Source organism: Rhodanobacteraceae bacterium, from assembly GCA_016713135.1.
GTDB lineage: Bacteria > Pseudomonadota > Gammaproteobacteria > Xanthomonadales > SZUA-5 > JADKFD01.
Genome location: JADJPR010000015.1, coordinates 83,172 through 105,779, shown reverse-complemented (window position 1 = coordinate 105,779; position 22,608 = coordinate 83,172). Strand labels below are relative to the sequence as shown.

Below are 22,608 nucleotides of genomic sequence, written 5' to 3'. Positions count from 1 at the left end.
AGAGATTCCTAGGTTGCTGAGCGACATCCCCTTGGCCTTTGGGGGACTGCAGCATAATCGCGCCCAGTCATTCTTCTCTTGCGTCCTCTTGCTTCTCTCTGCGTTCTTGCGTCCCGCTTTGCCTCTACCAACCGCCCGGAGCGAGACTGCAACCAGGACCAACGATGACCCGACTGACCCATGCCGATATCCAGCCCGGGCGCCTGAGTGCCGAGCAACTCGCAGCGAATTTCGCCGACATCGCGCCGCCGCTGACGCGGCAGCAGGCGCTTGTCGCGGCGCAGCGCTGTTTCTACTGCTACGACGCGCCCTGCACCGTGGCCTGCCCGACCGGAATCGACATTCCAAGCTTCATCAAGCGGATCAGCACCGACAACCTGAAGGGCGCGGCGACGGACATCCTGTCGGCGAACATCCTCGGTGGCGCCTGCGCCCGCGTGTGCCCGACCGAGATCCTGTGCGAAGGCGCCTGCGTCAGGAACAAGGACGACGACAAGCCGGTGCAGATCGGTGCACTGCAGCGCTATGCGACCGACTGGGTCTACCCGAGCGGCACGCAGTTGTTCACCCGCGCCGCCGCCACCGGCAAGCGCATCGCGGTGGTCGGCGCCGGGCCGGCGGGCCTGGCCTGCGCACATGCGCTGGCACGCGAGGGCCATGACATCGTGATCTTCGAGGCGCGCGAGAAGTCCGGCGGCCTCAACGAGTACGGCATCGCTGCCTACAAGGTGCCAGGCTTTGCGCAGCAGGAGATCGACTGGCTGCTCGGCATCGGCGGCATCCGCGTCGAGCACGGCCGCGAACTTGGCCGCAATCTGGCGCTGGACGATTTGCTGCGCGAATTCGACGCGGTTTTCCTCGGCCTCGGCCTCGGCGCGGTCAATGCGCTCGGCGTGCCCGGCGAGCACCTGGACGGCGTGCGCAACGCGGTCGACTTCATTGCCGAGCTGCGCCAGTGCGCGGATCTCTCGCGCCTGCCCGTCGGCCGCCGCGTGGTGGTGATCGGCGGCGGCAACACTGCCATCGATGCCGCGATCCAGTCGCGCCGCCTGGGCGCCGAGGAAGTCACCCTGGTCTACCGTCGCGGCCCCGAGACCATGGGCGCCACGGTGGTCGAACAGGCTTTCGCGCGCGACGAGGGCGTGCGCATCGTCCACTGGGCGCGCCCGCTGGCCATCCACGACGCCGACGGCGCGGTCAGCGCCATCGAGTTTGCCTACACCGCCCCCGGCGCCGATGGCCGTCCGCAGGACACCGGCGAGCGCTTCACCCTCGCCGCCGACAGCGTGCTCAAGGCAATCGGCCAGGTCCTTGACCCCGTCACCGGCCCCGCGCTCAAGGGCGGGCGCATCGCGGTCGACGCCGAGTACCACACCACCATCGAGAAAGTCTGGGCCGGCGGCGACTGCGTCGGCGGCAAAGTCGACCTCACCGTGCAATCCGTCGAAAACGGCAAGCGCGCGGCGGCGGCCATTCACCTGCCCTTGGTCGATAGTCGGGGCCGGTTAAGCTGGACGGAGACTCGGAGGCGCGGAGAAAAGGCCATGGCCGGTGGAGCGAAGCGTGACGCAGAGAATCGCAGAGGAAAAGCAGAGCGGTCTGGATCGATCATGGGCGGAGGTGCCGTACGGAAGGACGCACTGATCGGGGCGGCGATCGAGGTCCACCCTCGCGACCTCTTGCTCCAGGCCTGCGTCCTGGATTCGGCCGACGGGCGCAGTTCACCGCATGCAGTCAGAGCTGCAACTGCGAGAGCGCCGCACTCCGGGAGATCCAGGTGGATGCGACGTGTCGCAAGCCGTATCGACGTCGCGATAGTAGTCCACCGACCTGCCCGGTCTGCTCGAGTCAGCATTCAGTCCTTGGCGGATCAATTGCGATTGACGGCTTGAGGTGATAGGCAGCCGCGATCCACAAGGTCGAATTGCTTGGATGCTTACCGGATGACTTGATGGGAAAAGCGGTCGTCGACTGAAGTCCTCGAATTTCTAGAACGCACCGCGCAGCTTTTGACGGCATCGTCCGCGTCAAACAGCTGGTTTGAACGACCCGCGGATCCGCCAGCGAGGCAACGCGTCATCAACCCCTTGACGATTGATCCCACTGATTTTCTCCGCGTTCTCCGCGTCTCCGCGTTGAACCGGCCACTATCGGAGCGACACATGGCTGACATTTCGAGCAACTTCATCGGCGTGCGCTCGCCGAATCCCTTCTGGCTGGCGTCGGCGCCGCCGACGGACAAGGCCTACAACGTCAACCGCGCCTTCGAGGCGGGCTGGGGCGGCGTGGTGTGGAAGACGCTCGGGATGGATCCGCCGGTGGTCAACGTCAGTTCGCGCTACGGCGCGGTGCGCCTGGGCGAGCGGCGCATCGCCGGGCTGAACAACATCGAGCTGATCACCGACCGGCCGCTGGCGGTGAACCTGAAGGAGATCGCCGAGGTCAAGCGGCGGTGGCCGGACCGCGCGATGGTGGTCTCGCTGATGGTGCCCTGCGACGAGGCCTCGTGGAAGTACATCCTGCCGATGGTCGAGGACACCGGCGCGGATGCGGTGGAACTCAACTTCGGCTGCCCGCACGGCATGAGCGAGCGCGGCATGGGCTCGGCGGTCGGCCAGGTGCCCGAGTACGTGGAGATGGTCGCCCGCTGGGTCAAGCTGCATTCGAAGCTGCCGTGCATCGTCAAGCTGACACCCAACATCACCGACATCCGCACCTCCGCGCGCGCCGCGTTCAAGGGCGGTGCCGATGCGGTGTCGCTGATCAACACGATCAACTCGATCACCACGGTCGACCTCGACCTGATGGCGCCGACACCGACGGTCGATGGCAAGGGCACGCACGGCGGCTACTGCGGCCCGGCGGTGCGCCCGATCGCGCTCAACATGGTCGCCGAGATCGCGCGCGACAAGGCGACCCACGGCAAGCCGATCAGCGGCATCGGCGGCATCGGCACCTGGCGCGACGCCGCGGAGTTCATGGCGCTGGGCTGCGGCACCGTGCAGGTGTGCACCGCGGCGATGCACTATGGCTTCCGCATCGTCGACGACATGATCGACGGGCTGAAGAACTGGATGGACAGCAAGGGCTACCAGCGCCTGGATGACTTCGTCGGCAAGGCCGTGCCGAACGTCACCGACTGGCAATTCCTCAACATGAACTACGACATCAAGGCGCGCATCGACCAGGACAAGTGCGTCAAGTGCGGCCTTTGCCACATCGCCTGCGAGGACACCTCGCACCAGGCGATCACCAAGGAGAAGGACGGCGTGCGCATGTTCGAAGTCGTCGATGAAGAATGCGTGGGCTGCAATCTGTGCATGCACGTCTGCCCGGTCGACGGCTGCATCACCATGAAGCGCGTCGACGACGGCTCCTACCGCAACTGGACCACCCACCCGAACAACCCGATGCGCAAGACCGAGAGCGCCTGAAGGATCACCGACGAGCCATCTGCGAGACACCCTGCGGGCGATCGCAGGGCACGCATTGTTCTGCATGGCGCGGACGGTGCCGGCGAACAGAGACGGGGCCGGGACCGCGCAATGCTTGGCGCGAGGGTCGGCTCGCCGATGTGATGATGTGCACGATCACGGCGCGCTCGGTGATCAAGACAATCAGTTGAATGCTGCCGCTACCGATCCTGACGCAAGCGGCGCGACAGAGGGCACCGCGAGCGTCACCAAACCGCCATCAGGCCTCGGAACCACGCACCGCAGCCATGCGCGGCGCACGTGAGGACGGTTTGACGGCATGAGCCCGCCGCATGCACTGAGCCGCGAACTGCGCAAGGTGGTCTTTGATTTGCTATTCTTTACGGTCTTCGGCAATGGCGCGCATACGTGGCCGGCTGGGGGTCCCTGAACCTGAAGCTTGAAGTCAATGCGGGCATCCGCCTGGACAAGTGCGACACATGCGGGCTCTGCCCGTCGCCTGCGAGGAGACCTCGCACCAGGCGATCACCAAGGAAAGGGACCTGGTGCGGATGTTCGAGGCAGTCGACGCGGAATTCGTCGGCTGCACATTGTGCATGTACGTCTGTCCGTTCAACGGCTGCATCTCCATGGATCCCGTCGATGACGGTTCCTGCCGCAACTGGACCGCGAGGTAATCCGATGAGGTCGATCCGACGCAGCCTGCGCGCAGTCGCGGCCAATGCCCTGCTGAGCGCATTTCTGCTGGCTGGCCCCGCCCTGACGCCGGCCCTGGCCGCCGGGAGCACCCATCCAGGCGCCCCGCCCGCGCTGGCCAGTTACCTGGATGCGCAGGGCAGGCTGCAGTTGCCGGCCGGCTATTCCGGCACCCTGGATCCGGGCGGCCTGCGAATGCAGACCGCTGCGGACGGCACCCCCATGTTCGTCCCCCGGGATGCGCCGTCCGCCACCGACAAGGTCTTTGGCCTCTCGCGGGGCTGTAACGCGGATCCGGATGCAATCGCTGTGATGCCGTCAGGCATCGTTTACCTCGGCGGCAACTTCACCCAGTGCGATGACGTGCGGTCGGCAACGATGGTCGCCTACGACCCGCGCACGCGTCGCTTCGCCAGGATGGGAGACGGGATCGGACTGTCCTCATCGGTGGGATTCAATGTCTCCGAGGTCAAAGCCCTGGCTGTGGCGGGCACGGATCTCTACGTGGGGGGCCTGTTCACCTACGCTGGCGGAGTGCCGGTGAAGAACATCGCGCGCTGGGACGGCAGTGCCTGGCATGCCTTGGGCGCCGGCGTCGATTTCCGCGTGCGCGCGCTGGCCGTGTCGGGCAACTCGCTGTATGTGGGCGGCGATTTGGCCCCGGTCATGCAATGGGATGGCCAGGCCTGGCGGGCGCTGGGCACTCGCGCCAACGGTTCGGTGAATGCGCTGGCCGCGCGCGCTGGCGAGGTGTACGCAGGCGGCAGCTTCACCGAGATCGGGGGGCGGCCGGCCAGGGGCGTTGCCCGCTGGGACGGCAGCGCCTGGCACTCCCTCGGCGAGGGCACCGACGAATATGTCTACTCGCTGGCTTTCCTCGGCAGCGATCTGATCCGCGGCGGGAGCAGTGTCGCCCGCTGGGACGGAAATATCTGGTCCACGCTTGCCTCCCTGACCTCAGTCGGCGACACGCCGAGGGCCATGGCGCTGGCCGTGGTCGGCGACGACCTGTACCTGGTCGGCAGTTTCTACTCCGCGGGCGCCACGGCGGCGCCCAACATCGCCCGATATCGCAACGGCATCTGGTCAGCGCTCGCTGATGGCCTTGATCGCCAGGCCAATTCACTGGCGGTCGCTGGCAACCTGGTCTACGTGGGCGGCTCGTTCAGCTACGCCGGCGACGTCGCGGCGCCGCGCGCAGCCGTCTTCAATGGTGTCGGCTGGTCGCCACTCGGGACCGACGTCCCACCCGGCATCGACGGGTCCGTCAACGCGCTGCTCCTGGATGGGGACAGGCTGATCGTCGCCGGCGCATTCAGCGCCAGCGGAGGTTTGCCGGCGAACAACATCTCGGTCTGGAATGGCGCGTTCTGGGACCCCAACCAATTCGGCCCCGGCGTGGGCGATGAGTTGGCCAGCGTCTACGAACTGGCAAATTACGCGGGCCAGCTTTGCGCCGGCGGTCGCTTCGAGACCGCCGGCGGGCGGCCGGCTCGCAATGTCGCGTGCTGGGATGGCCGCGAATGGTCCGCGCTGGGGGACGGCCCCAACGGCTGGGTCTACGCGATGATCGAGCACGCCGGCGAGCTGTACGTGGGCGGCTACTTCACCAGTGCCGGTGGCGTGGCCGCATCCAATGTGGCGCGCTGGAACGGCAACCGCTGGGCGCCGCTGGGCGGCGCCGCCGGCGATGGGGTCAATGTCGGGGTGTCCGCGATCGTGGTGCACCAGGGCGATATCCATGTGGCCGGGGCTTTCACGCAGGCCGGCGGCGGCCCCGCGGTCGGCGTCGCGCGCTGGCGTGACGACACCTGGACGGCGCTGGGCGCGGGCCTGGTCAGCGCGCAGCCGGGCGACATCACCATCAACGCGCTCGTCAGCGATGGCGGACACCTGTACGCCGGCGGCCGCTACAACCTGCTGTTCGGCACGTCGTCGGCCGCATACATCGCCCGTTGGGATGGGAGTGCCTGGTCCTACCTGGCGGATGGCTCGAGGCGACACCCCAACGGGGGGGTGGGGTCGATGGTCCTGCTCGACGATGGCCTGTACGTCAACGGCGGCTTCCTCGCAGCGGACGGTCAGCCCGTCAACGGCTTGGCATTCTGGGATGGCACGGCCTGGCGTGCGATTCCCGGTCCGAACACCGTGATGGTGGCGGATGGCCCCACGCTGATCGCGGGCGTCCAAGCCTTGCGCGAATCGCCGCTGGCCTCCCTTCAGAGCCGCGCTGCTGGCGGCGCCAATGCCATCAGCACCGAGATCGCGGTGTCGCGCACGCGCGCGCGGATCGTGTTCTCATCGTACGCGTCCAACCTGGTGGAGGGCGACAACGACACGCTGAACGACGTGTTCGTGCGCGATCCGCTGTCCGGCGCGATGTCCCGGGTCAGCGATGCCGCGGCCAGCCTCTCCGGCGCGACCACGGAGGCCTACAGCGAGCCTGCGGTCTCCAGCGACGGCGCGGTCGTCGCCTTCACCGGCTCAGCGGGCCAGGTGTACGCCGTCGCCAACGGCGCCGCACGCGTCGTCAGCAGCAGCGCGGCCGGCGCGCTCGGCAACGGGACGTCTGGCGCGCCGCAGGTGCCGGGCCTCGGGGCACGCGTGGTGTTCGCGTCGCAAGCCAGCAACCTGCTGCTGCAGGCGGACGGCAACGGTCCAGTGTCCGACATCTACGCCAAGGACCTCGCCAACGGCACCGTCACGCTGCTCAGTACCGGACCCGGCGGCGAGCCGGCCAACGGTGGCAGCTACGGGCCATGGGCCAGCGACGACGGACTCGCGGTGGCGTTTTTCACGAGCGCGACGAACCTGGCCGATGCCGGCGCCAACGGCAACCCGGGGTTCTTTCGCCAGGCGGTCCTGCTGCGCGGCGGCGAGCGCCCCGCGCGCCTGTACCTGAGCCGCAACCTGGTCACCGGCGAACTTGGCAATGGCGACACCTACGACGTGCGGATCACCCCCGACGGGCGCTTCGGCGTGTTCGCCTCGGTCGCGAGCAACCTGGTGGAAGACGACACCAACGACGCCAGCGACGTGTTTCGCTTCGAGGTCGCCGATGGCCGGCTGGTGCGCCTCGAACGCGTGTCGACCTCGATCCACGGCCGCCAGGCGAATGGCGGCAGCTACCGGCCGTCGATCTCCGACGACGGCCAGTTTGTCGCCTTCGAGTCCGGCGCGAACAACCTCGTGCCGATCGACCGCGGCGGCTACGTCGATGTGTTCGTCAAGTGGATGGCGAATGGCGAGCTGCAACGCCTGCGCTCCAATGGCAACGGCACGAGCCCGGTGCTGTCCGGCGACGGCTTGACCGTGGCCTTCATCTCGGCCGGGCAACGGTCATTGGGCGACGTCTACGCGGTAGACCTGCGCGAGCGCGGTCCGGGCTACTACACCGGGCCGCTGGACGAACCGTCCGTTTCCCAACTCGCGCTGCCAGCCCCAATCCCCGCGAACAGCAGCTGCCCGCACGGCTTTTTCGTCACCCAGGCCGGCGACGGCCCGGGCGCAGGACTGACCTCGGGCACCTTTGGCATGGAAGTCCTGCTCGACGAACCCGGCACACGCACGCTGGCCGGCGGCCTCAACTTCGGCGGGCTGATCGACAGCGGCCAGGTGGGCTTCGCCGGCTTCAACATCCGTAACGAGCGCAATGAGCCGCAGCGCGTGGAGGTGCGCCTGGCCGGCAGCCCGGCGAGCAGCAGCAGTGGCAGCCTTCCGGTGCGCGTGCGCATTGCGCGGCGCACAGCCACCAGCAGCGACACCGTGTTCGAGGCCACGCCGACGATTTCCCTGGACACGCCCTTCGTCGGCTCGGCGGACGTTGCGCCCGGATTCTACGAAGTCACCGTCGGAGCGCTTTCAGGCACCGTCGGTGGCGCGGCGGAGGGCCAGTTCTTTTTCGGGCTGTCCACCCACTACCTCGACCGCCCCGGCGGCGGATTCGACGGCGGCGCGGTGGTTGGCGGCTACCACGCGCCGCATCCCTTCGGCGGCGTCTCGGGCTTTGCGGCCTTCTGCCTGGCCACTCCGCACAGTGCCTCGGTGCGCCTGCTGTCGCAACCGAGCTACGGCCTGGCTGGTGCGCGCGACCTGCGCCTGCGGCTGATCGAGACCCAGGGGCGAGAGGTGTTCGTAGTGCCTGCCGATTGATCCGCGCGCACAGCCTGCACGGGATCCTGGGGGCGCGAGGCAGCTTGTCGCCTGGCCTCGCCAGGCGCAGCATCGCGCCATGGTCCATCCCGGAGCCAGGCCATGATGGTGGTCCAGTGCCCTGTGTGCGGCGCCGCCAATCGGCCGCAAGCGACCTACTGCATGCGTTGCGGCAAGCCCATCACATCTGCCGACGACAGTGCCGCTGCGCGACATGCGCGGGCATTTGCCGAGCACGAACGCCGCGGGCCATTGCTCGGCGCTTTCCCGGAGGCGCTGGATTTCTCGCCTGCGAGCCTGCCGAAGATGGATGCCCTGATCAATGAACTGTGGGGCGAGGTCGGCGCGGCCCCGGGCCAGCAGGATTGGCAGCCCCCGCCAGCGAAGCTCCCGGTGCTGGTCAATTTCGGCGCTTACCTCGGCGAGGTCCTGTGTCGTGCCCTACCCGCCCGCTGGGAAATGAACCCGGCGCATCCCGAAGTAGTCATCGCGGCGCGTGTGGTCGATGCGCAGGGCCGTCGGATCAACCCGTTCGCGCAGGTCGGCGCGCGTCTGCGCGATGGTCCGCAGGTCGGCATGGCCTCGCTGTACACCGCCCTGACGGGCCGCGCGCTGGCTCCCTGGCGCATACCCGCGGCGCCACCGGCGGCGCCCGGCGTCCTGGCCCAGACAGCCGCGCCCATGACCGCGCGCCCCGCAGCACGCGCCGCGGACGTACCGGCGTTGCTGCAGCAAGCCGCGGAACATGCTGGCCGCGGCCACTTCGGCAACGCGGCGCAATGCTTGCGCCAGGTGCTTGCTGCCGACCCCGGACACCGCGGCGCCCGGCGGGAACTGGTTGTCGCACTGGCCCAGGCAGGCGCCGTCGACGACGCGCTGCAGGAAGTGGACGAACAACGCCGCCAGGCGCCGCACGACCCGGAATGGGCGGACCTGCGCGCGCTCCTGCTGGTCCAGGCGGGCCGAATCGACGAGGCGCTCGGAACCCTGGACATGGCGCTGATCAAGCATCCCGACGATGCACGCCTGCTGCGGCGTCGCGCTTTTGCGCTGCTGAAAGGACAGCGGTGGAGCCGCGCCCAGGCGGAACTGGCCAGGCTGGCTGCCGCCGGTGACGATGCCGAGTTGTGCCTGGGCCTGGCACAGGCCCTGCAGAAACAGGGCCAGATCGCCGCCGCGCGCGAGCAACTGACCCGGATCCTTGCCGTCCGGATGCCGCGGTCGAGCGCCGAAATCGAGGCCGCGGCGCGCCAGCAGCTGGCGGCGCTGGCGCCGCCAGAACCGTCCCCTCCGCCAACAGCGGCAGCGCCCGCCCCGGCTCCCGGCGACGCTGCCGCTGCGCAGGCCTATGCCGCTGCCGTCGAGCATGCGCGCAACCAGCGTTATGCGCAGGCGCTGCCCTTGTTCATCCAGGCGGCGCGGCTGAATCCGGTACGCGCTGCCTACCTCAAGGACGTGGGCCACTGTCTGCATGACCTCGGGCGCAGCGCGGAAGCCCGCGAGTGGTTCGAGAACTGTCTTGCGGTGGACCCTGGGCACAGCGCCGCGCGGCGGGCGTTGGGCGTGGTGGCCGAAGCTCTCGGAGACCGCGAAGGCGCGATCGTGCGTTACCGCGAAGTGCTGACGAGACTGGACAGCCATCCACGAGATGTGGATGTGGCCATGCGCAGGTTGCAAGCGCTCGGCGCCATCGCGCCCTGACAACGATCAGCCCAGCAGCCGCTGTGCCCGATTGGAAATCGCTTGCGCCTGCACCGGCGCCGGACGACCTTCGCGGATGGTTCGGGCGAACATCGGCAGCACCGAGATCGCTTGCTCCACAGTACCGATCATGGCCGGTGTGACCTTGATCTTCTGTTCCATCAGGCGGATCGCCAGCTGCTCCATGTGACGGCAGAAGTCGCCAAGCGCAGTGGCGCCGACCAGCTGTGCCGATCCCTTGATCGTGTGGAAACCGCGGCGCAGGTTCTTCAGCGCGGCCTCGTCGGCGACATTGACGCGCCAGAGGGCGAAGGCGCTGTCCAGGGTCTGTTGGACATCGGCCAGTTCGGCGAAGAACACTTCGCGCAGTTCTGGATCGAACTCATCCGAATCGGTCTGCGCGCGGCCGAAGCCGACCCGCGATCCGATCCTGCGCAGCAAGTCTGTCAGCCAGGCGATCACGTGTCGGGCCACTGCCTTTGCACCACGGTGTCCCGATGCTATGCGCTTTCGCCCGTATCCGGCCAGAGCATGGGCAGGCGCGGCAACGAGGTGTCACGAATGCGCGAGCGCGAAGTCGATGGCTGCACGCACCGCCGCAACCTGCGCCGCGATGCATTGTGCCGGCGTGGCGCGCGGGCTGTCGGGGTAGACCTCCGTGGTGGTGGTGTAGCGCGCGTCGCTGATGCCCGCGCACAGGCCGAGCACCTTGAACGCGTATTCGATGACCCCAGGTGCGACCACCGGTGAGCCGATGATGTGCCCCTGCGCATCCGCCGGCGCGATATGCGTGACCTGCGCCACCGCGGCGATGATCGCGCTCTGGAAGGCTGGCTGCGGATTGGCGCTGTCGTCGACCAGGTAGAAGCCATCCGGAATCTGGTCCGGCTCGAAGGTCTTGCCGTCGCGCGCGGCGAGCGCAGGGCGGAATTCGGTTTCGTCGGTGTCTGTGGTTTCGTGCAGATCGATGTGCAGCAGGAAGCGTCCACGCAAGGGCGCGATCAACTGCAACAGCGCAGCGGACTCGGCCGCCGGACTCGGCTCGCGGAAAGAGCGGTTCGGATCGACCGCCTGCGCGTTCCAGCGGTGGATGCGCTCGTAGGCCCAGGGGCTGACGCAGGGCGCCACCAGGACGTTGATACGACCCGCCGAGTCATTCAGATGCCGCGCCGCGAACTCGAGTGCGCCATGCACGCCGCTGGTCTCGTAGCCATGCACGCCGCCGGTCACCAGGGCACACTTCAGCTCATCGCGCAAGTGACGGCTGCGGATGGCGTACAGCGGGTAGGCGTCTTCGCCGTATTCGATGCGTCCGTACTCGCTCACCTCGGCGACTGTGCGCAGGCGCTCGACCACGCGCACGACATCGTCGAAATAGGAGCGCAACCGACGCTGGCGCGCCAGCCACGTGGCCTTCTCGGCGTCGCGCCAGGGCTGGCCGGGAGTTCCGATGGGATAAGCGGCTGGAGGGGTCATCGAGTGCGTACCGAAATGCAGGGGAGGCAAAACTAACCCATCGACTCGCACAACGTGACAGTCGCAGCCGCCCGCTTGCGCTAGTGTGGTGTTCCGTAATTATGTTGAAGAAATTTCCGATGAATTTTGCGGCGAGGAGGGGGGGGCAGCAGGAGGGCGCATAGGCGCCCGATTGCCGTGCGCCCCTGCCCATAGCGAGGTTCCGATGAAAGCCATGATCCGCCGCTCGTCCATCCTGATGCTGCTGTTGCTGATCGCCGCGCTGGCCATGTCGCCGCTGCACGCGGCCGGCCTGACCCAGGTGTACTACCCGACCCAGGCCGATGCACAGTTCACGGTCACGGTACCGTCGGCCTGGACCCTCATACCGCAGGGCGAGGAAGGCGCCGAGGATTACTTCGAAGTGGAAGGCCCGAATGGCCTGGAGCTGTCCTTCCGCGTCGTGCCGGGCGCCAACATCGACCAGGCGGTCAAGGATCACATCGCCTACCTCGAAGAGAACTTCAGCGAAATCGAGATGGGCGAATCGCGCGAGACCAAGATCAATGGCATGGACGCGATCCTGCTGCCGGCCAAGGGCAAGGACGAGGACGACGTGGTGCGCGACTTCGGCGCCGGCTGGTTCAAGCTGGCCGATGGCGCGATCGGCGAGCTCTGGTACAACGTCGACGCCAGCGACGCCGCCGGCACCAAGGCCGCCATCGACGTGCTGAACTCGCTCAAGCTGCCCTGATCCGGCGCTGGAAAGACCCCTTTCAACGCGGAGACGCGGAGGACGCGGAGAGAAGCAAGAGCTCTCTCGCTGTGCTCTGCGTTCTCCGCATCTTCGCGTCTGCCGGAACCGTTCAACGCGGAGACGCGGAAGGCACCGAGCAGCGCGGAGAAATCAATCAGTTGTTCTCTGCTGTTCTCTGCGCTCCTCTGCGCCCTCTGCGTCTCCGCGTTGAACTGGACCCATTCAGCGCGATGTCCGGAACCTTGGCACGAACCCGTTACTGTGCGGACCAGACGACGGAGAATGGCCGGTGAACCAGCGACAGCGCGACATGTTCCTGTGGCAATGGTCGCAGCGCCGGCGCAGGGGTCAAGGCACGGTTGCGCTGCGCGGCGCGGCAATCGGCGCTGCGGGCGGCCTGGTCTTCGCGCTGGTCCTGGGCTCGAACTTCGGCGGCAGCGGCCCGCGCGACACCGCATGGCTGCTGCAATCGATGGGCCAGTGGGCGAAGTTGCTGGTGCTGAGCATTCCTGCATTCGCGTCGATCGGCTACGTCGGCGCTTCGCGCGTCTTCCGGTCATACGAGGCGATGTACCAGGCGATGCTGCAGACCGGGGCGCAGGTGCCCGGCCAGGCACCTGTACTGTCGATGGGAGACCGCGGCCCGGCCATCGCGGTCGGCGTCGCCGCCGCCATCATCGGTGGTCTGGTCCTGGCGGCGATCGCTTTCCTCGGCTGACCTGATCCAGGGACCATGTGCAGCCGTCCCGCTGCTTCACTACGTTCTCCGCGTCTCCGCGTTGAACGGCGCAGGACCCTTTGCGTCGGCACGGTCCTTTGCGTACTTTCCGCAGGATCGAAACGACAGCGCGCGGAGCCAGTCTGATGAGCGGAGCCCCAGCCCCCACCAAGGTCCTTGGCGACTTCGACCTGATGAACGCGGACCTGTTGCCCAGCGCCCCGGCGGCGCGCACCTGGGACTGGAAGGCGATCGCCGCGCTGTGGGTGGGCATGGTGGTGTGCGTGCCGGCCTACATGCTGGCGGCCGGCATGGTCAGCGAGGGCATGTCCTGGCGCGAGGCGGTCGGGACGATCCTGATCGCGAACGTGATCGTGCTGATCCCGATGTTGCTGATCGGCCATGCCGGCGCCAAGCACGGCATCCCCTTCCCGGTACTGCTGCGCGCCTCCTTCGGCGTGCGCGGGGCCAAGTTGCCGGCAGTGCTGCGCGGGCTGGTCGCTTGCGGCTGGTTCGGCATCCAGACCTGGGTGGGCGGTGCGGCGATCTACACCATCGTCAACGTGGTCACGGGCGATGCCATCGTCGGCAGCAAGCTGCCGCTGCTCGGCATCGATGCCGGGCAGACGGTGTGTTTCCTCGCCTTCTGGGCCCTGCATGTGGTGTTCATCAAGTACGGCACCGAGTCGATCCGCTGGCTGGAGCTGTGGGCCGCGCCGTTGCTGATCGCAATGTGCCTGGCGCTGCTCGGCTGGGCCTACGTCAAGGCCGGCGGCTTCGGCCCGATGCTCTCGACCCCGTCGCAGTTCGCCGATGGCCAGCCCAAGGCGGGCCAGTTCTGGGGCACCTTCTGGCCTTCGCTGACGGCGATGGTGGGCTTCTGGGCCACCCTGGCGCTGAACATCCCCGATTTCACGCGCTTCGCGAAGAGCCAGCGCGACCAGATCGTCGGCCAGGTAATCGGACTGCCACTGCCGATGGCGCTGCTGGCCTTCGTCGGCGTCGCGGTGACCTCAGCCACCGTGATCATCTACGGCGAGGCGATCTGGGATCCGGTGGCGCTGACCGGACGCATGGGCGGCGCCGCGGTGGTGGTCGCCCTGACAGCCCTGCTGCTGGCGACACTGACCACCAACCTGGCAGCCAATGTGGTGGCGCCGGCCTACGGCTTCTCCAACCTCGCGCCCGGGAAGATCTCGTTCAAGCTCGGCGGCTACATCACCGCCGGCATCGGCATCGCGATCTTCCCGTGGAAGCTGCTGGAGTCGACCGGCGCCTACATCTTCACCTGGCTGATCGGGTATTCGGCGCTGCTGGGTCCGATCGCCGGGATCATGCTGGCCGACTATTTCATCATCCGCCGCACCGAACTCGACATTGCCTCGCTGTTCCGCCACAAGGGCGCGTATGCCTATCGCAGCGGCTGGAACCCGGTGGCGATCCTCGCGCTGGTGATTGGCGTGCTGCCCAACCTGCCGGGCTTCCTCAAGGCTGCCGGCTTCGTCGCCGACGTTCCCGCGGTCTTCGTGTCGATCTATACCTACGCCTGGTTCGTCGGCCTGATCGTCGCCGCGGCGGTGTACCTGCTGTTCACGCGGCGGGGGCGGTGAGGCGCTTCGCGCGAACGCCCGGGTCCGTCTACAGATCCGAAGGCTCCAGACCCGTGTGTTTGGCCACGCGGGCGAGCATGCGTGGCCCGATTTCGTCGCCATCGTGGAACGGAAATGTGTAGTCGGGCCAATCGGGATGTGCGAGTGTCCGGTGCGACCCCGATTGCCGTTTGACCACCCAGCCCTTTCGCAGGAGCGCGTGAAGCAGCACGCGCGCTCTCACTGATGGCCAGGTGCTCATGCCGCCGTGGGAAGCTCGATCTGCAACGCCATGGGGACGACCTCGCCATGTTCAATGCGTTCGGCAAGTACGCGCAGCGCGAGTGCTTCCGCCCGGGCCATCGCCTCGGCACCAGACACCCCATAAGCGAGAACGCCGGGCAGTTCAGGCACTTCGGCGATCCAGCGGCCGTCCAGTTCCTGCTCGACCTCGAATGTCAGTTTCATCCAGGCACCTCCGAGTCCGCAGCTTAGCTCAAAGTTGCGGCTGGAGGCTTCACCGCCCCAGCAACGCCAGCGACAGCCACGGCACATAGGTGATCGCCAGCGCGCAGGCGAACAGCAGCAGGAAGAAGGGCCAGCTCGCGCGGATCACCTCGGTGACGGGCTTGCGGAAGCGGTAGCTGGCGATGAACAGATTCATGCCGAGTGGCGCGAGGAACAGGCCGATCTGCAGGTTGGCGAGGAACAGGATGCCGAAATGCACCGGGTCCATGCCGTAGCCGGTGGCGATCGGCAGCACCAGCGGGGTCAGCACCACGATGGCCGGGTAACCTTCGAGCAGCATGCCGAAGAACAGCAGGAAGGCATTCAGCGCGAGCAGAAAGATCCACTTCTGGCTGACGTGGGTCTGCACCCAGTCGAACAGCTTGGTCGGGATCTCGGCGTCGATCAGGTAGTTGGTCAGCGCGAAGGCGGTGCCAAGGATCAGCAGGATGCCGCCGACCAGCATCATCGCCTCGCGCACGATCAGCGGCAGGCGCTTCCACGGGATTTCGCGACGGACCAGGACCGTCACCACGAAGACGTAGACCGCCGTCAGGGTGGCCGCCTCCGAGGGCGCAATCCGCCCGGAATAGATTCCGCCCAGCACCAGAAAGGGCAGCGGCAGTTCCCAGCGCGTATCCCACAGCGCAGCACGCGCCTCGGCCGGGACGAAGCGGCGCTCCTCGCGTGGGATTTTCGGCGACTGGGTGATCGCGTAGACACTGAGCACCAGCAACATCAGCACGCCCGGGATGATGCCGGCCAGGAACAGGTCCTCGACCGACACCGGCGGGCTGGTGTTGAGCTGCTGCGCGACCACGCCGTAAATGATCAACGGCAGCGAGGGGCGGAACAGCAGGCCCAGGCTGCCGGAGGCCGTGACCAGACCGAGGCCGAATTTCTCGCTGTAGCGCCCGTGCAGCAGGGCCGGGAACAGCACGGCGCCGAGTGCCACGATGGTCACACCCGAGGCACCGGTCAGCGCCGTGAACAATGCGCTCGCGACCAGCGCGACGATCGCCAGCCCGCCCGGCATCCAGCCGACCAGCGCCTGGGTCAGACGCACCAGGCGCCTGGGTGCCTGGCTTTCGCTGAGCAGGTAGCCGGCCAGGGTGAAGAGCGGGATCGCCACCAGCACCGGCATCTCGCCAAGGCGGTTGATCTCGACCGCGACGATGGCCAGGTCATAGCCCTGGTCGTGGAAGCCGAGCAGCGCGACCGCGCCGATCAGCGCAAAGAACGGCGCCCCCATCAGCGCCAGCAACAGCAGCCCAAGCGCAATCAGGACGATCATGACGCCGGCCCGGGCGGCTGCGGCGCACGCACGACGTGCGCCAGCGCATGCAGGGTCATCAATCCGAACACGATGGGCAGCACCGCGAGCGCCATCCACACCGGCACGCCGGTGAAGATCTCGCTGCCGCCCTCGCGTTCCAGTTGCATCAGGGTCCAGCTGGCTTGCGCCAGCAGGGCGCAGATGCTCGCCGTGAACAGTGCGACGACGATCCGCGCGGTGTGCCCGAGCCAGCCCTTCAACCGGCTGGCGAGCACGTCGATATGCAACTGGCGACCCTCGCGGGTGGCCACCAGCGCGCCGATCAGCGCCAGCCACAGCGTGGCCAGCCGCATCAGCGGATCCAGCCACACCGGGCCGCTGCCGTAAAGGCGGAAACCCAGTTGCGCCGCCGCTGCGGCCAGCAGGCCAAGGCCGAGCGCAGCCAGCAGGGCGTCCTCGATTCGCGCGACGATCCGCGCCAGGACGCCAAGGTAACTCATCAGCGGCTGCCGCCCGCCACGCCCGCCTGCTTCAGCGCATCCAGGATGGCCGCCGACAATTGGCCCTCGTCCTGCATCCGCGCCATCGTGCGGCTGCCGACATCGCGCCAGGCCTGCGCCGCTTCCGGCTGCGGCGGGACAATCGCGATGCCCTCATTCTTCAAGGTCTCGCGGGTGGCCAGGTCATCCGCCGCATTCAGCGTCTCCAGCCGCGCGAAGGCCGCCTCGACGCTGGCGATGACCGCCGCGCGGTCCTCCGCGGAGAGCTTGTCGAGCGCCTTCTTGTCGAAGGTCAGGATACCCACGGTGTAGGACACCGGCAGGTCGACCATGTACTTGAGCTTGGTCGCCCACTGGAAGGCCACTGCGCCCGTGGTGGTGTTGCCGACGGTCTCGACCAGACCGGTCTGCAGACTGGTGTAGACATCACCCAGCGCCAGCGACACCGGGGTGATGCCGGCCTCTTCGAAGGCGATGCGGCCGATGGTGTCGCCCTCCGGCACCCACACCTTGGTGGCGCGGATCTCGGCCTGGGTGGCGATCGACTTGGTGCTCATCAGGTAGATGAAACCGCCGCCCGTGATGCCCGCCGCGACCATGCCGTTCTGCTCGAACCCGGCCTTGATCACCGGGTCCAGCGCAGTGCGCGCCTTGCGCACAGCCTCCACGTTTTCGAAGATGAAAGGCAAGCCAAACACCGCAACGTCCGGGTAGACCGCGGTCAGTTCGCTTGCGGCGAAGGCGCCGCCATTGAGCTGGCCGAGCTTGATCTTGCGCAGCACGGTGTCGCTGTTGCCCATCACGCCGCCAGGGAAGAACTTGAGCTCCACCCGGCCCGCGGTGGCGGTCTTCACCGCCTCGCCGGCGGCGCGCATCTCGCGCATCCAGGAACTGCCTTCCGGCGCCAGCGTGGCGATCTTGAGCGACGCCGCATCCGCGATGCCGCCCCAACCAAGCGCGGCGCACAATGCCAGCGCGTACATCCTGATCATTCGAAATAGTCCTTCGAGGTGGTTTGCAGCACCAGCGCCTGACGTTGCGCCAGCGTGTTCATCAATGTCAGCCCGGGCACCTTCGGATCGGCCGCCAGCGCCTCGGCGACCAGGCGATCGTGCAGTGCCTGGTCGAACACCAGCCGCGCGTAATGGCGCGCATACAATACGCGCACCATCTGGTTGCGGCCGCCCGAGCGCTCGAGCGCCTGCTCGAAGTACTGCTGCGCCAGTTCCGGTTTGCCGCCATACGCCGGCGGCAGCAGCGAGTTCATCACACCGAGATACAACTGACCCTGACCGTCGCGTCCGTCAGGCACCAGTTCCACCGCGCGCTCGATCACGCGGCGCGCCTTCGGGATGGCAGCGATCGCGTTCCAGTCGTCCGCATGCGCCTGGATGTCACCAGCCCAGGCGCTGCCCAGGCAGAACAACGCATCCGAGTGGCCAGCGTCTGCCTGCGCCACCGCGGCCTCGACCTCTTCGAACTTGCGCCTCTCGATGCCGCACCAGCCGGCATCGGTGGCGCAGGCGGCGCGCGCGGCGTAGTCGAAGGCGCGCCGCGCCAGGCGCTTGGCGCGCTCAGGCTCGTCGACAAAGGACCCGGCGTAGGCGCCGTAGAGGTCCGCCGCCAGGCACAGGCGCGCCGGATTCGGCTCGCCATCGTGGTTCAGGCCGTCCAGCAACAGCAGGTAGGCCGGCAGGCCCGCGGCCACCGTGGCCGGATCGTCATGGTCGAGGATGCCCGCCGACAGCTGGCGCCCGAGATTGGCGGAGGCGCGATCGACCAGCGAGGCGCAGGCGCCGAGCGCCAACGGAAGCAGCAACAGCAGGACGCGGCGCGGAAAGGAAATGGGCATTGGGGAAAAACCGTGCGGTCGATCGGCGCGCAGTCTACGCCAGGCCGTTGGGCACGGCGGTTTCGCAGGCTTCGAGGGTGTTCTGCAGCAGGGTGGCGACCGTCATCGGACCCACGCCACCCGGCACCGGCGTGATCCAGGCGGCACGCTCGGCCGCGGGCGCGAACTCGATGTCGCCGACCAGCTTGCCGTCCGCCAGCCGGTTGATGCCGACATCGATGACCACCGCACCGGGCTTGACCCAGGCACCCGGTACCAGCCCGGGGCGGCCGACCGCGACGACGAGCAAATCGGCGCGTTCGACATGGAAGCGCAAGTCCTGGGTGAACCGATGCGCCGCGGTGACCGTGGCACCTGCCAGCAGCAGTTCCAGCACCATTGGGCGGCCGACATGGTTGGAAACGCCGACCACCAGCGCATCGCGCCCGCGTACCGGCTTGTCGGTGTGCGAGAGCAGCGTCATGACACCCTTCGGCGTGCACGGGCGCAGTCCCGGCTCCCGCTGCGCCAGGCGGCCCACATTCTCCGGGTGGAAACCGTCGACATCCTTGCGCGGCGAGATCCGCTGGATCACCGTGCGCGCATCGATCTGCGGCGGCAACGGCAACTGCACCAGGATGCCGTGGATGTCGTCGGCCGCGTTCAGCTCATCGATCAGCGCCAGCAGTTCCGACTCGCTGGTGCTGGCCGGAAGGTCGTGGTCGCGGGTGACGAAGCCGGCGCGCTCGCAGGCTCGCCGCTTGTTGCGCACGTAGACATGCGAGGCCGGATTGTCGCCGACCAGCACCACCGCGAGACCCGGCGCGCCCTCGCCCGCACGCACCCGTGCCCGCACGCGAAGCCGGATGTTCTCGATCAACTCATCGGCAATGCGCTTGCCGTCCAGCAACCTGGCCGTCATGGATGTTTGCCCGCACCGGAGCGCGGCCCAGAAGAGTGAGCGCGGAATTATGCACGGAGTACCTGAACTCGGGACTCGGGTCGCAGAAGCCGGAGGCTGCCAGTTCGGGGGTCATCGGCTAGGCTTGCACCCATCAGTCATCGAAGGTTGCCGAACCATGGCCTGCAACGAACCCGAAGCGCAGGGCGCGCGCGATGCCACCAGCGATGCCATCGAGGCACCTGCAGCAACGCACCGACGCGCAGAACATCGATTTGATGATCTTGGCCGGCTTCTGCCGCAACTGCCTGGCCGACTGGTACCAGCAGGCAGCCGCCGATGTCGGCGCGCCAGTGAACAAGGACGCCGCGCGGCAGCGGGTCTACGGCATGCCCTACGAGGACTGGAAGGCGCGCCACCAGGCCACCGTCACCCCGGAGCAGCTGGCGCGCTATGAGTTGGCGATGAAGCTGCATCCGAAGGCGTAGCCAGCACCGGTTTCGGCAGGCTCGCGCAGCCAGCAAGAATGCCGGCGCTTCCAGTTCACCCCGCGCAGAACGCCGCGTAATCCACATAACCCGGGAATGCGCGTCCGGGGGCGCAAACAGCGCAGTCGGGGTCGGCGGGGAGCTTGAGTTCGCGGAAGCGCGCGCCGAGCGCATCGACCAGCAGCAGGCGGCCAATCAGTGGTTCGCCGATGCCGAGCAGCAGCTTCAGGGCCTCGTTGGCCTGCAGCAGGCCGAGCAGGCCGGGAAGCACGCCGAGCACACCGACCTCGGCGCAGTTGGGTGCCTGCTCGGGCGGCGGGGGTTCGGGGAACAGGCAGCGATAGCACGGCGCGGTGCCGCGCGCGGAGGCGGGGTGGAACACGCCCACCTGGCCGCTGAAGCGCTCGACTGCGGCATACACCAGCGGCAGGCCATGCTTGACCGAGGCGTCGCTGAGCAAGTAGCGCGTCGCCAGGTTGTCCGAGCCGTCGACGATCAGGGCGCAACCCGCGACCAGCGCATCGACATTCTCCGAGTGCACGCGCGCTTCGATGGCATCGACCTTCAGCGCCGGGTTCAACGCGGTCAGGGTCTCACGGGCGGAATTGACCTTGGGCTGGCCGACGCGCGCCGTGGTGTGCAGCACCTGGCGCTGGAGGTTGCTCTCGTCGACGCGGTCATCGTCCACCAGCCGCAGCGTGCCGACACCGGCCGCGGCAAGGTACAGCGCCACCGGCGAACCCAACCCACCGGCACCCACCAGCAGCACCTGCGCCGCGGCGAGCGCCTTCTGGCCAGCCGCGCCGACTTCGGGCAACACGATCTGGCGGGCGTAGCGACGCAGCAAGTCGGCATCCGGGTCCTGCGGCAGGTACACCGGCAGGCCGGCCGCCTGCCAGGCACGGAAGCCGCCGTCGATCACCGTCGCCGAGGCGATGCCCGCGCGCGCCAGCATCTCGGCGCAGGCGGTCGCGCGCGCGCCGGCGGCGCACAGCAGCAGCAGGTCACCGCGACGCTCCGGCGGCAATTCAGACAGCGAGGACTGAAAGCGGCTCTTCGGCAGCAGCAGCGCATCGGGGACGCTCCCCGCGGCCCATTCGCCGATTTCGCGCACATCCACCACCAGCGCGCCGGCGCGCTGGCGCGCGAGCGCGGTGTGCACATCGATGCGGCGGATCGTGCTCACGCGCCGATGGTCTCCAGCGGCTCGACCTCGACCAGCGCACCCGCCGGCAGGTCCACCGCGCCTTCGCCCAGGAAGACCAGCGCGTTGGCCTGCGCCAGACTGACCAGACGGTGCGATTCCTGCTGCGTGAACACGCGTACGCACAAGGTGCCATCCGCATCCACCCGCTGCACCGCGCGCAGGAACTCGGCGCGCGGATGCGATTTGCGCAAGGGCGCTTCCAACCGTGCGCGTGCGCGCAGCGGCAGCACCGGCGGATGGCCCTGCAGAGCCTGCAATGCCGGGACGCCGAGCACGCGGAAGGTCATGTAGACGCTGACCGGATTGCCCGGCAGCGCCAGCACCGGCTTGCCGCCGATCTCGCCGAACAGCGCCGGCATGCCGGGCTTCATGCGCACCTTCCAGAAATGCACGCTGCCGTGCTCGGCGAGCAGTTGCGGCAGGTGGTCGTGATCGCCGACCGAGGCGCCACCAGTGGTCAGGATCAGGTCTGCCGCTGCGGCGGCGCGCCGAAGGGCGTGCAGCAGGCGCTGCGGATCGTCTGGCGCGGCCTGGGTCGCTGGCAGCGCATGCCCTCCGGCCTCCTCGACCAGCGCGTGCAGCAGCGCGGCATTGCTGTCATAAATCTGGCCAGGCGCCAGCGGCTGGCCCGGCAGTGCCAGTTCATCGCCGCCGGTCAGGATGGCCACGCGCGGGCGCGCCAGCACCCGGAGCTCCGCGCGCCCGGCGCTGGCGGCCAGCGACAGCGCGCGCGCATCCAGAGGGCTGCCGCGCGTCAGCAGCAGGCTGTCGGCCGCACATTCTTCGCCCGCGGCGCGCACATGGGCGCCCGCGGCCGGCGGCTGGAGCACGCACACCTGATCGCCCTCGCGGCTGGTGTTCTCCTGGGTCACCACGGTGTCCGCGCCCGGCGGCATTTCCGCGCCGGTGGAGATCCGCACGCACTGCCCCGCACCCACCTGACCGGCGTAGCGCGCGCCGGCGCGGCTGGCGCCAATGCAGGCCAGGGGTTGGCCCGACGCAAGGTCTGCGTGGCGCAGCGCATAGCCATCCATCGCCGAATTGGCGAAGGGCGGCAGCGCATGCGCGATGCGCAGGTCCTCCGCCAGCCTGCGCCCGCGCGCGCTGTCGAGCGCCACGCGCTCGATCGCGGGCGATGCGTTCATCAGTCCCGCGGCGATCGCGACCCGCGCATCGGCGATGCCGATGCGCATCGGCACCCCGCGCGATGCAAGCAGTTGTTCGACGTCCATGGGCCAACGATGCCAGAAACCGTGGTCGCGGGTGGGTGCCGGCTGCCGCGACTCCCGGGTGCCGGCTTCGGGGCCAGGGAAAGATCATTTCTCGTCCGCAAAGGACGCAAAGGACGCAAAGAAAATCAACTGCCTGGCGTCGGGCATGAGCCCCGGAATGCCAT

Annotated in this window: 19 protein-coding genes and 1 pseudogene; 9 read left to right on the top strand and 11 right to left on the bottom strand. The window is 68.1% G+C overall.

Translation table 11 applies throughout. The features are described 5' to 3' along the window. The first annotated feature begins 164 nt into the window (after positions 1–164). The 5 genes and pseudogenes from IPK27_12880 to IPK27_12860 all read left to right on the top strand — a co-directional run bounded on the left by IPK27_12880 (position 165) and on the right by IPK27_12860 (position 9,983). Positions 165–1,892: an NAD(P)-dependent oxidoreductase gene (locus IPK27_12880; GenBank protein ID MBK8068477.1), complete on the top strand. Its 1,728-nt coding sequence runs from the start codon at positions 165–167 to the stop codon at positions 1,890–1,892. Positions 1,893–2,162: 270 nt separating this feature from the next. Continuing rightward, positions 2,163–3,434 carry an NAD-dependent dihydropyrimidine dehydrogenase subunit PreA gene (gene preA, locus IPK27_12875; protein ID MBK8068476.1) on the top strand — a complete coding sequence of 424 codons (1,272 nt, stop codon included), beginning with the start codon at positions 2,163–2,165 and terminating at the stop codon, positions 3,432–3,434. A 375-nt stretch (positions 3,435–3,809) separates the two neighbouring features. Then, positions 3,810–4,111: pseudogene (locus tag IPK27_12870) on the top strand (hypothetical protein). 4 nt (positions 4,112–4,115) lie between these two features. Beyond that, positions 4,116–8,282, top strand: a complete 4,167-nt coding sequence (locus tag IPK27_12865) for a hypothetical protein (protein MBK8068475.1) — start codon at positions 4,116–4,118, stop codon at positions 8,280–8,282. 102 nt (positions 8,283–8,384) lie between these two features. Then, a complete protein-coding gene (locus tag IPK27_12860) occupies positions 8,385–9,983 on the top strand; it encodes a tetratricopeptide repeat protein (protein ID MBK8068474.1) in 1,599 nt (532 codons plus the stop codon). A 6-nt stretch (positions 9,984–9,989) separates the two neighbouring features. Here the strand turns inward: IPK27_12860 and IPK27_12855 are convergent, their stop codons facing one another. Together IPK27_12855 and IPK27_12850 are read right to left on the bottom strand one after the other, a co-directional pair. Next, positions 9,990–10,457, bottom strand: a complete 468-nt coding sequence (locus IPK27_12855) for an Hpt domain-containing protein (protein MBK8068473.1) — start codon at positions 10,455–10,457, stop codon at positions 9,990–9,992. An 81-nt stretch (positions 10,458–10,538) separates the two neighbouring features. After that, positions 10,539–11,459, bottom strand: a complete 921-nt coding sequence (locus IPK27_12850; GenBank protein MBK8068472.1) for a M14 family metallocarboxypeptidase — start codon at positions 11,457–11,459, stop codon at positions 10,539–10,541. A 205-nt stretch (positions 11,460–11,664) separates the two neighbouring features. Between IPK27_12850 and IPK27_12845 the strand changes: the two genes are divergently transcribed. From IPK27_12845 to IPK27_12835, 3 genes are all read left to right on the top strand, one after another. Next, entirely contained in the window at positions 11,665–12,192 is a 528-nt protein-coding gene (locus IPK27_12845; GenBank protein ID MBK8068471.1) for a hypothetical protein, read from the top strand. A gap of 292 nt (positions 12,193–12,484) precedes the next feature. Next, positions 12,485–12,913 (top strand): hypothetical protein, encoded by a 429-nt coding sequence (locus tag IPK27_12840; GenBank protein MBK8068470.1) that lies wholly within the window; start codon positions 12,485–12,487, stop codon positions 12,911–12,913. Between the two features lie 146 nt (positions 12,914–13,059). Next, entirely contained in the window at positions 13,060–14,523 is a 1,464-nt protein-coding gene (locus IPK27_12835) for an NCS1 family nucleobase:cation symporter-1 (protein ID MBK8068469.1), read from the top strand. A gap of 28 nt (positions 14,524–14,551) precedes the next feature. Here IPK27_12835 and IPK27_12830 read toward each other — a convergent pair whose 3' ends face one another. The 7 genes from IPK27_12830 to folD are packed head-to-tail and all read right to left on the bottom strand — an operon-like array spanning position 14,552 to position 19,538. Continuing rightward, positions 14,552–14,764, bottom strand: a complete 213-nt coding sequence (locus tag IPK27_12830) for a type II toxin-antitoxin system HicA family toxin (protein MBK8068468.1) — start codon at positions 14,762–14,764, stop codon at positions 14,552–14,554. Further along, positions 14,761–14,970 (bottom strand): type II toxin-antitoxin system HicB family antitoxin, encoded by a 210-nt coding sequence (locus IPK27_12825; GenBank protein ID MBK8068467.1) that lies wholly within the window; start codon positions 14,968–14,970, stop codon positions 14,761–14,763. The genes IPK27_12830 and IPK27_12825 overlap by 4 nt, the downstream gene beginning before the upstream one ends. Before the next feature lie 49 nt (positions 14,971–15,019). Beyond that, complete coding sequence (locus IPK27_12820) at positions 15,020–16,303, bottom strand: TRAP transporter large permease subunit (protein MBK8068466.1); 1,284 nt, start codon at positions 16,301–16,303, stop codon at positions 15,020–15,022. After that, positions 16,300–16,785 carry a TRAP transporter small permease gene (locus IPK27_12815; GenBank protein ID MBK8068465.1) on the bottom strand — a complete coding sequence of 162 codons (486 nt, stop codon included), beginning with the start codon at positions 16,783–16,785 and terminating at the stop codon, positions 16,300–16,302. Before IPK27_12815 ends, IPK27_12820 begins: the two co-directional genes overlap by 4 nt. Further along, positions 16,785–17,777 (bottom strand): TRAP transporter substrate-binding protein DctP, encoded by a 993-nt coding sequence (dctP, locus tag IPK27_12810; protein ID MBK8068464.1) that lies wholly within the window; start codon positions 17,775–17,777, stop codon positions 16,785–16,787. Before dctP ends, IPK27_12815 begins: the two co-directional genes overlap by 1 nt. Then, positions 17,774–18,637, bottom strand: coding sequence for a hypothetical protein (locus IPK27_12805; protein MBK8068463.1), 864 nt, complete (start codon positions 18,635–18,637; stop codon positions 17,774–17,776). Before IPK27_12805 ends, dctP begins: the two co-directional genes overlap by 4 nt. A gap of 34 nt (positions 18,638–18,671) precedes the next feature. Next, the gene (gene folD / locus IPK27_12800; protein MBK8068462.1) at positions 18,672–19,538 is read right to left on the bottom strand and encodes a bifunctional methylenetetrahydrofolate dehydrogenase/methenyltetrahydrofolate cyclohydrolase FolD; all 867 of its coding nucleotides are present in this window, start codon (positions 19,536–19,538) and stop codon (positions 18,672–18,674) included. Positions 19,539–19,732: 194 nt separating this feature from the next. Here folD and IPK27_12795 point away from each other — a divergent pair, with 194 nt between their 5' ends. After that, on the top strand, positions 19,733–20,005 hold the full coding sequence (locus tag IPK27_12795; GenBank protein ID MBK8068461.1) for a DUF1244 domain-containing protein: 273 nt from the start codon (positions 19,733–19,735) through the stop codon (positions 20,003–20,005). A gap of 55 nt (positions 20,006–20,060) precedes the next feature. On the opposite strand, the gene moeB is transcribed toward IPK27_12795, so the two are convergent. Both moeB and IPK27_12785 read right to left on the bottom strand, forming a co-directional pair. Continuing rightward, complete coding sequence (moeB, locus tag IPK27_12790) at positions 20,061–21,182, bottom strand: molybdopterin-synthase adenylyltransferase MoeB (GenBank protein MBK8068460.1); 1,122 nt, start codon at positions 21,180–21,182, stop codon at positions 20,061–20,063. A gap of 5 nt (positions 21,183–21,187) precedes the next feature. After that, a complete protein-coding gene (locus IPK27_12785) occupies positions 21,188–22,444 on the bottom strand; it encodes a molybdopterin molybdotransferase MoeA (protein ID MBK8068459.1) in 1,257 nt (418 codons plus the stop codon). Between the last annotated feature and the right edge of the window lie 164 nt (positions 22,445–22,608).

Excerpts from the sequence above, each read along its gene's own strand:
- folD (MBK8068462.1), bottom strand. The coding sequence starts at position 19,538 with ATGACGGCCAGGTTGCTGGACGGCAAGCGCATTGCCGATGAGTTGATC.
- IPK27_12795 (MBK8068461.1), top strand. The coding sequence starts at position 19,733 with ATGCCACCAGCGATGCCATCGAGGCACCTGCAGCAACGCACCGACGCG.
- IPK27_12805 (MBK8068463.1), bottom strand. The coding sequence starts at position 18,637 with ATGCCCATTTCCTTTCCGCGCCGCGTCCTGCTGTTGCTGCTTCCGTTG.
- preA (MBK8068476.1), top strand. The coding sequence starts at position 2,163 with ATGGCTGACATTTCGAGCAACTTCATCGGCGTGCGCTCGCCGAATCCC.
- IPK27_12815 (MBK8068465.1), bottom strand. The coding sequence starts at position 16,785 with ATGAGTTACCTTGGCGTCCTGGCGCGGATCGTCGCGCGAATCGAGGAC.
- IPK27_12865 (MBK8068475.1), top strand. The coding sequence starts at position 4,116 with ATGAGGTCGATCCGACGCAGCCTGCGCGCAGTCGCGGCCAATGCCCTG.
- IPK27_12820 (MBK8068466.1), bottom strand. The coding sequence starts at position 16,303 with ATGATCGTCCTGATTGCGCTTGGGCTGCTGTTGCTGGCGCTGATGGGG.
- IPK27_12830 (MBK8068468.1), bottom strand. The coding sequence starts at position 14,764 with ATGAGCACCTGGCCATCAGTGAGAGCGCGCGTGCTGCTTCACGCGCTC.
- IPK27_12860 (MBK8068474.1), top strand. The coding sequence starts at position 8,385 with ATGATGGTGGTCCAGTGCCCTGTGTGCGGCGCCGCCAATCGGCCGCAA.
- IPK27_12825 (MBK8068467.1), bottom strand. The coding sequence starts at position 14,970 with ATGAAACTGACATTCGAGGTCGAGCAGGAACTGGACGGCCGCTGGATC.
- IPK27_12835 (MBK8068469.1), top strand. The coding sequence starts at position 13,060 with ATGAGCGGAGCCCCAGCCCCCACCAAGGTCCTTGGCGACTTCGACCTG.
- IPK27_12850 (MBK8068472.1), bottom strand. The coding sequence starts at position 11,459 with ATGACCCCTCCAGCCGCTTATCCCATCGGAACTCCCGGCCAGCCCTGG.
- IPK27_12785 (MBK8068459.1), bottom strand. The coding sequence starts at position 22,444 with ATGGACGTCGAACAACTGCTTGCATCGCGCGGGGTGCCGATGCGCATC.
- dctP (MBK8068464.1), bottom strand. The coding sequence starts at position 17,777 with ATGATCAGGATGTACGCGCTGGCATTGTGCGCCGCGCTTGGTTGGGGC.
- IPK27_12880 (MBK8068477.1), top strand. The coding sequence starts at position 165 with ATGACCCGACTGACCCATGCCGATATCCAGCCCGGGCGCCTGAGTGCC.
- IPK27_12845 (MBK8068471.1), top strand. The coding sequence starts at position 11,665 with ATGAAAGCCATGATCCGCCGCTCGTCCATCCTGATGCTGCTGTTGCTG.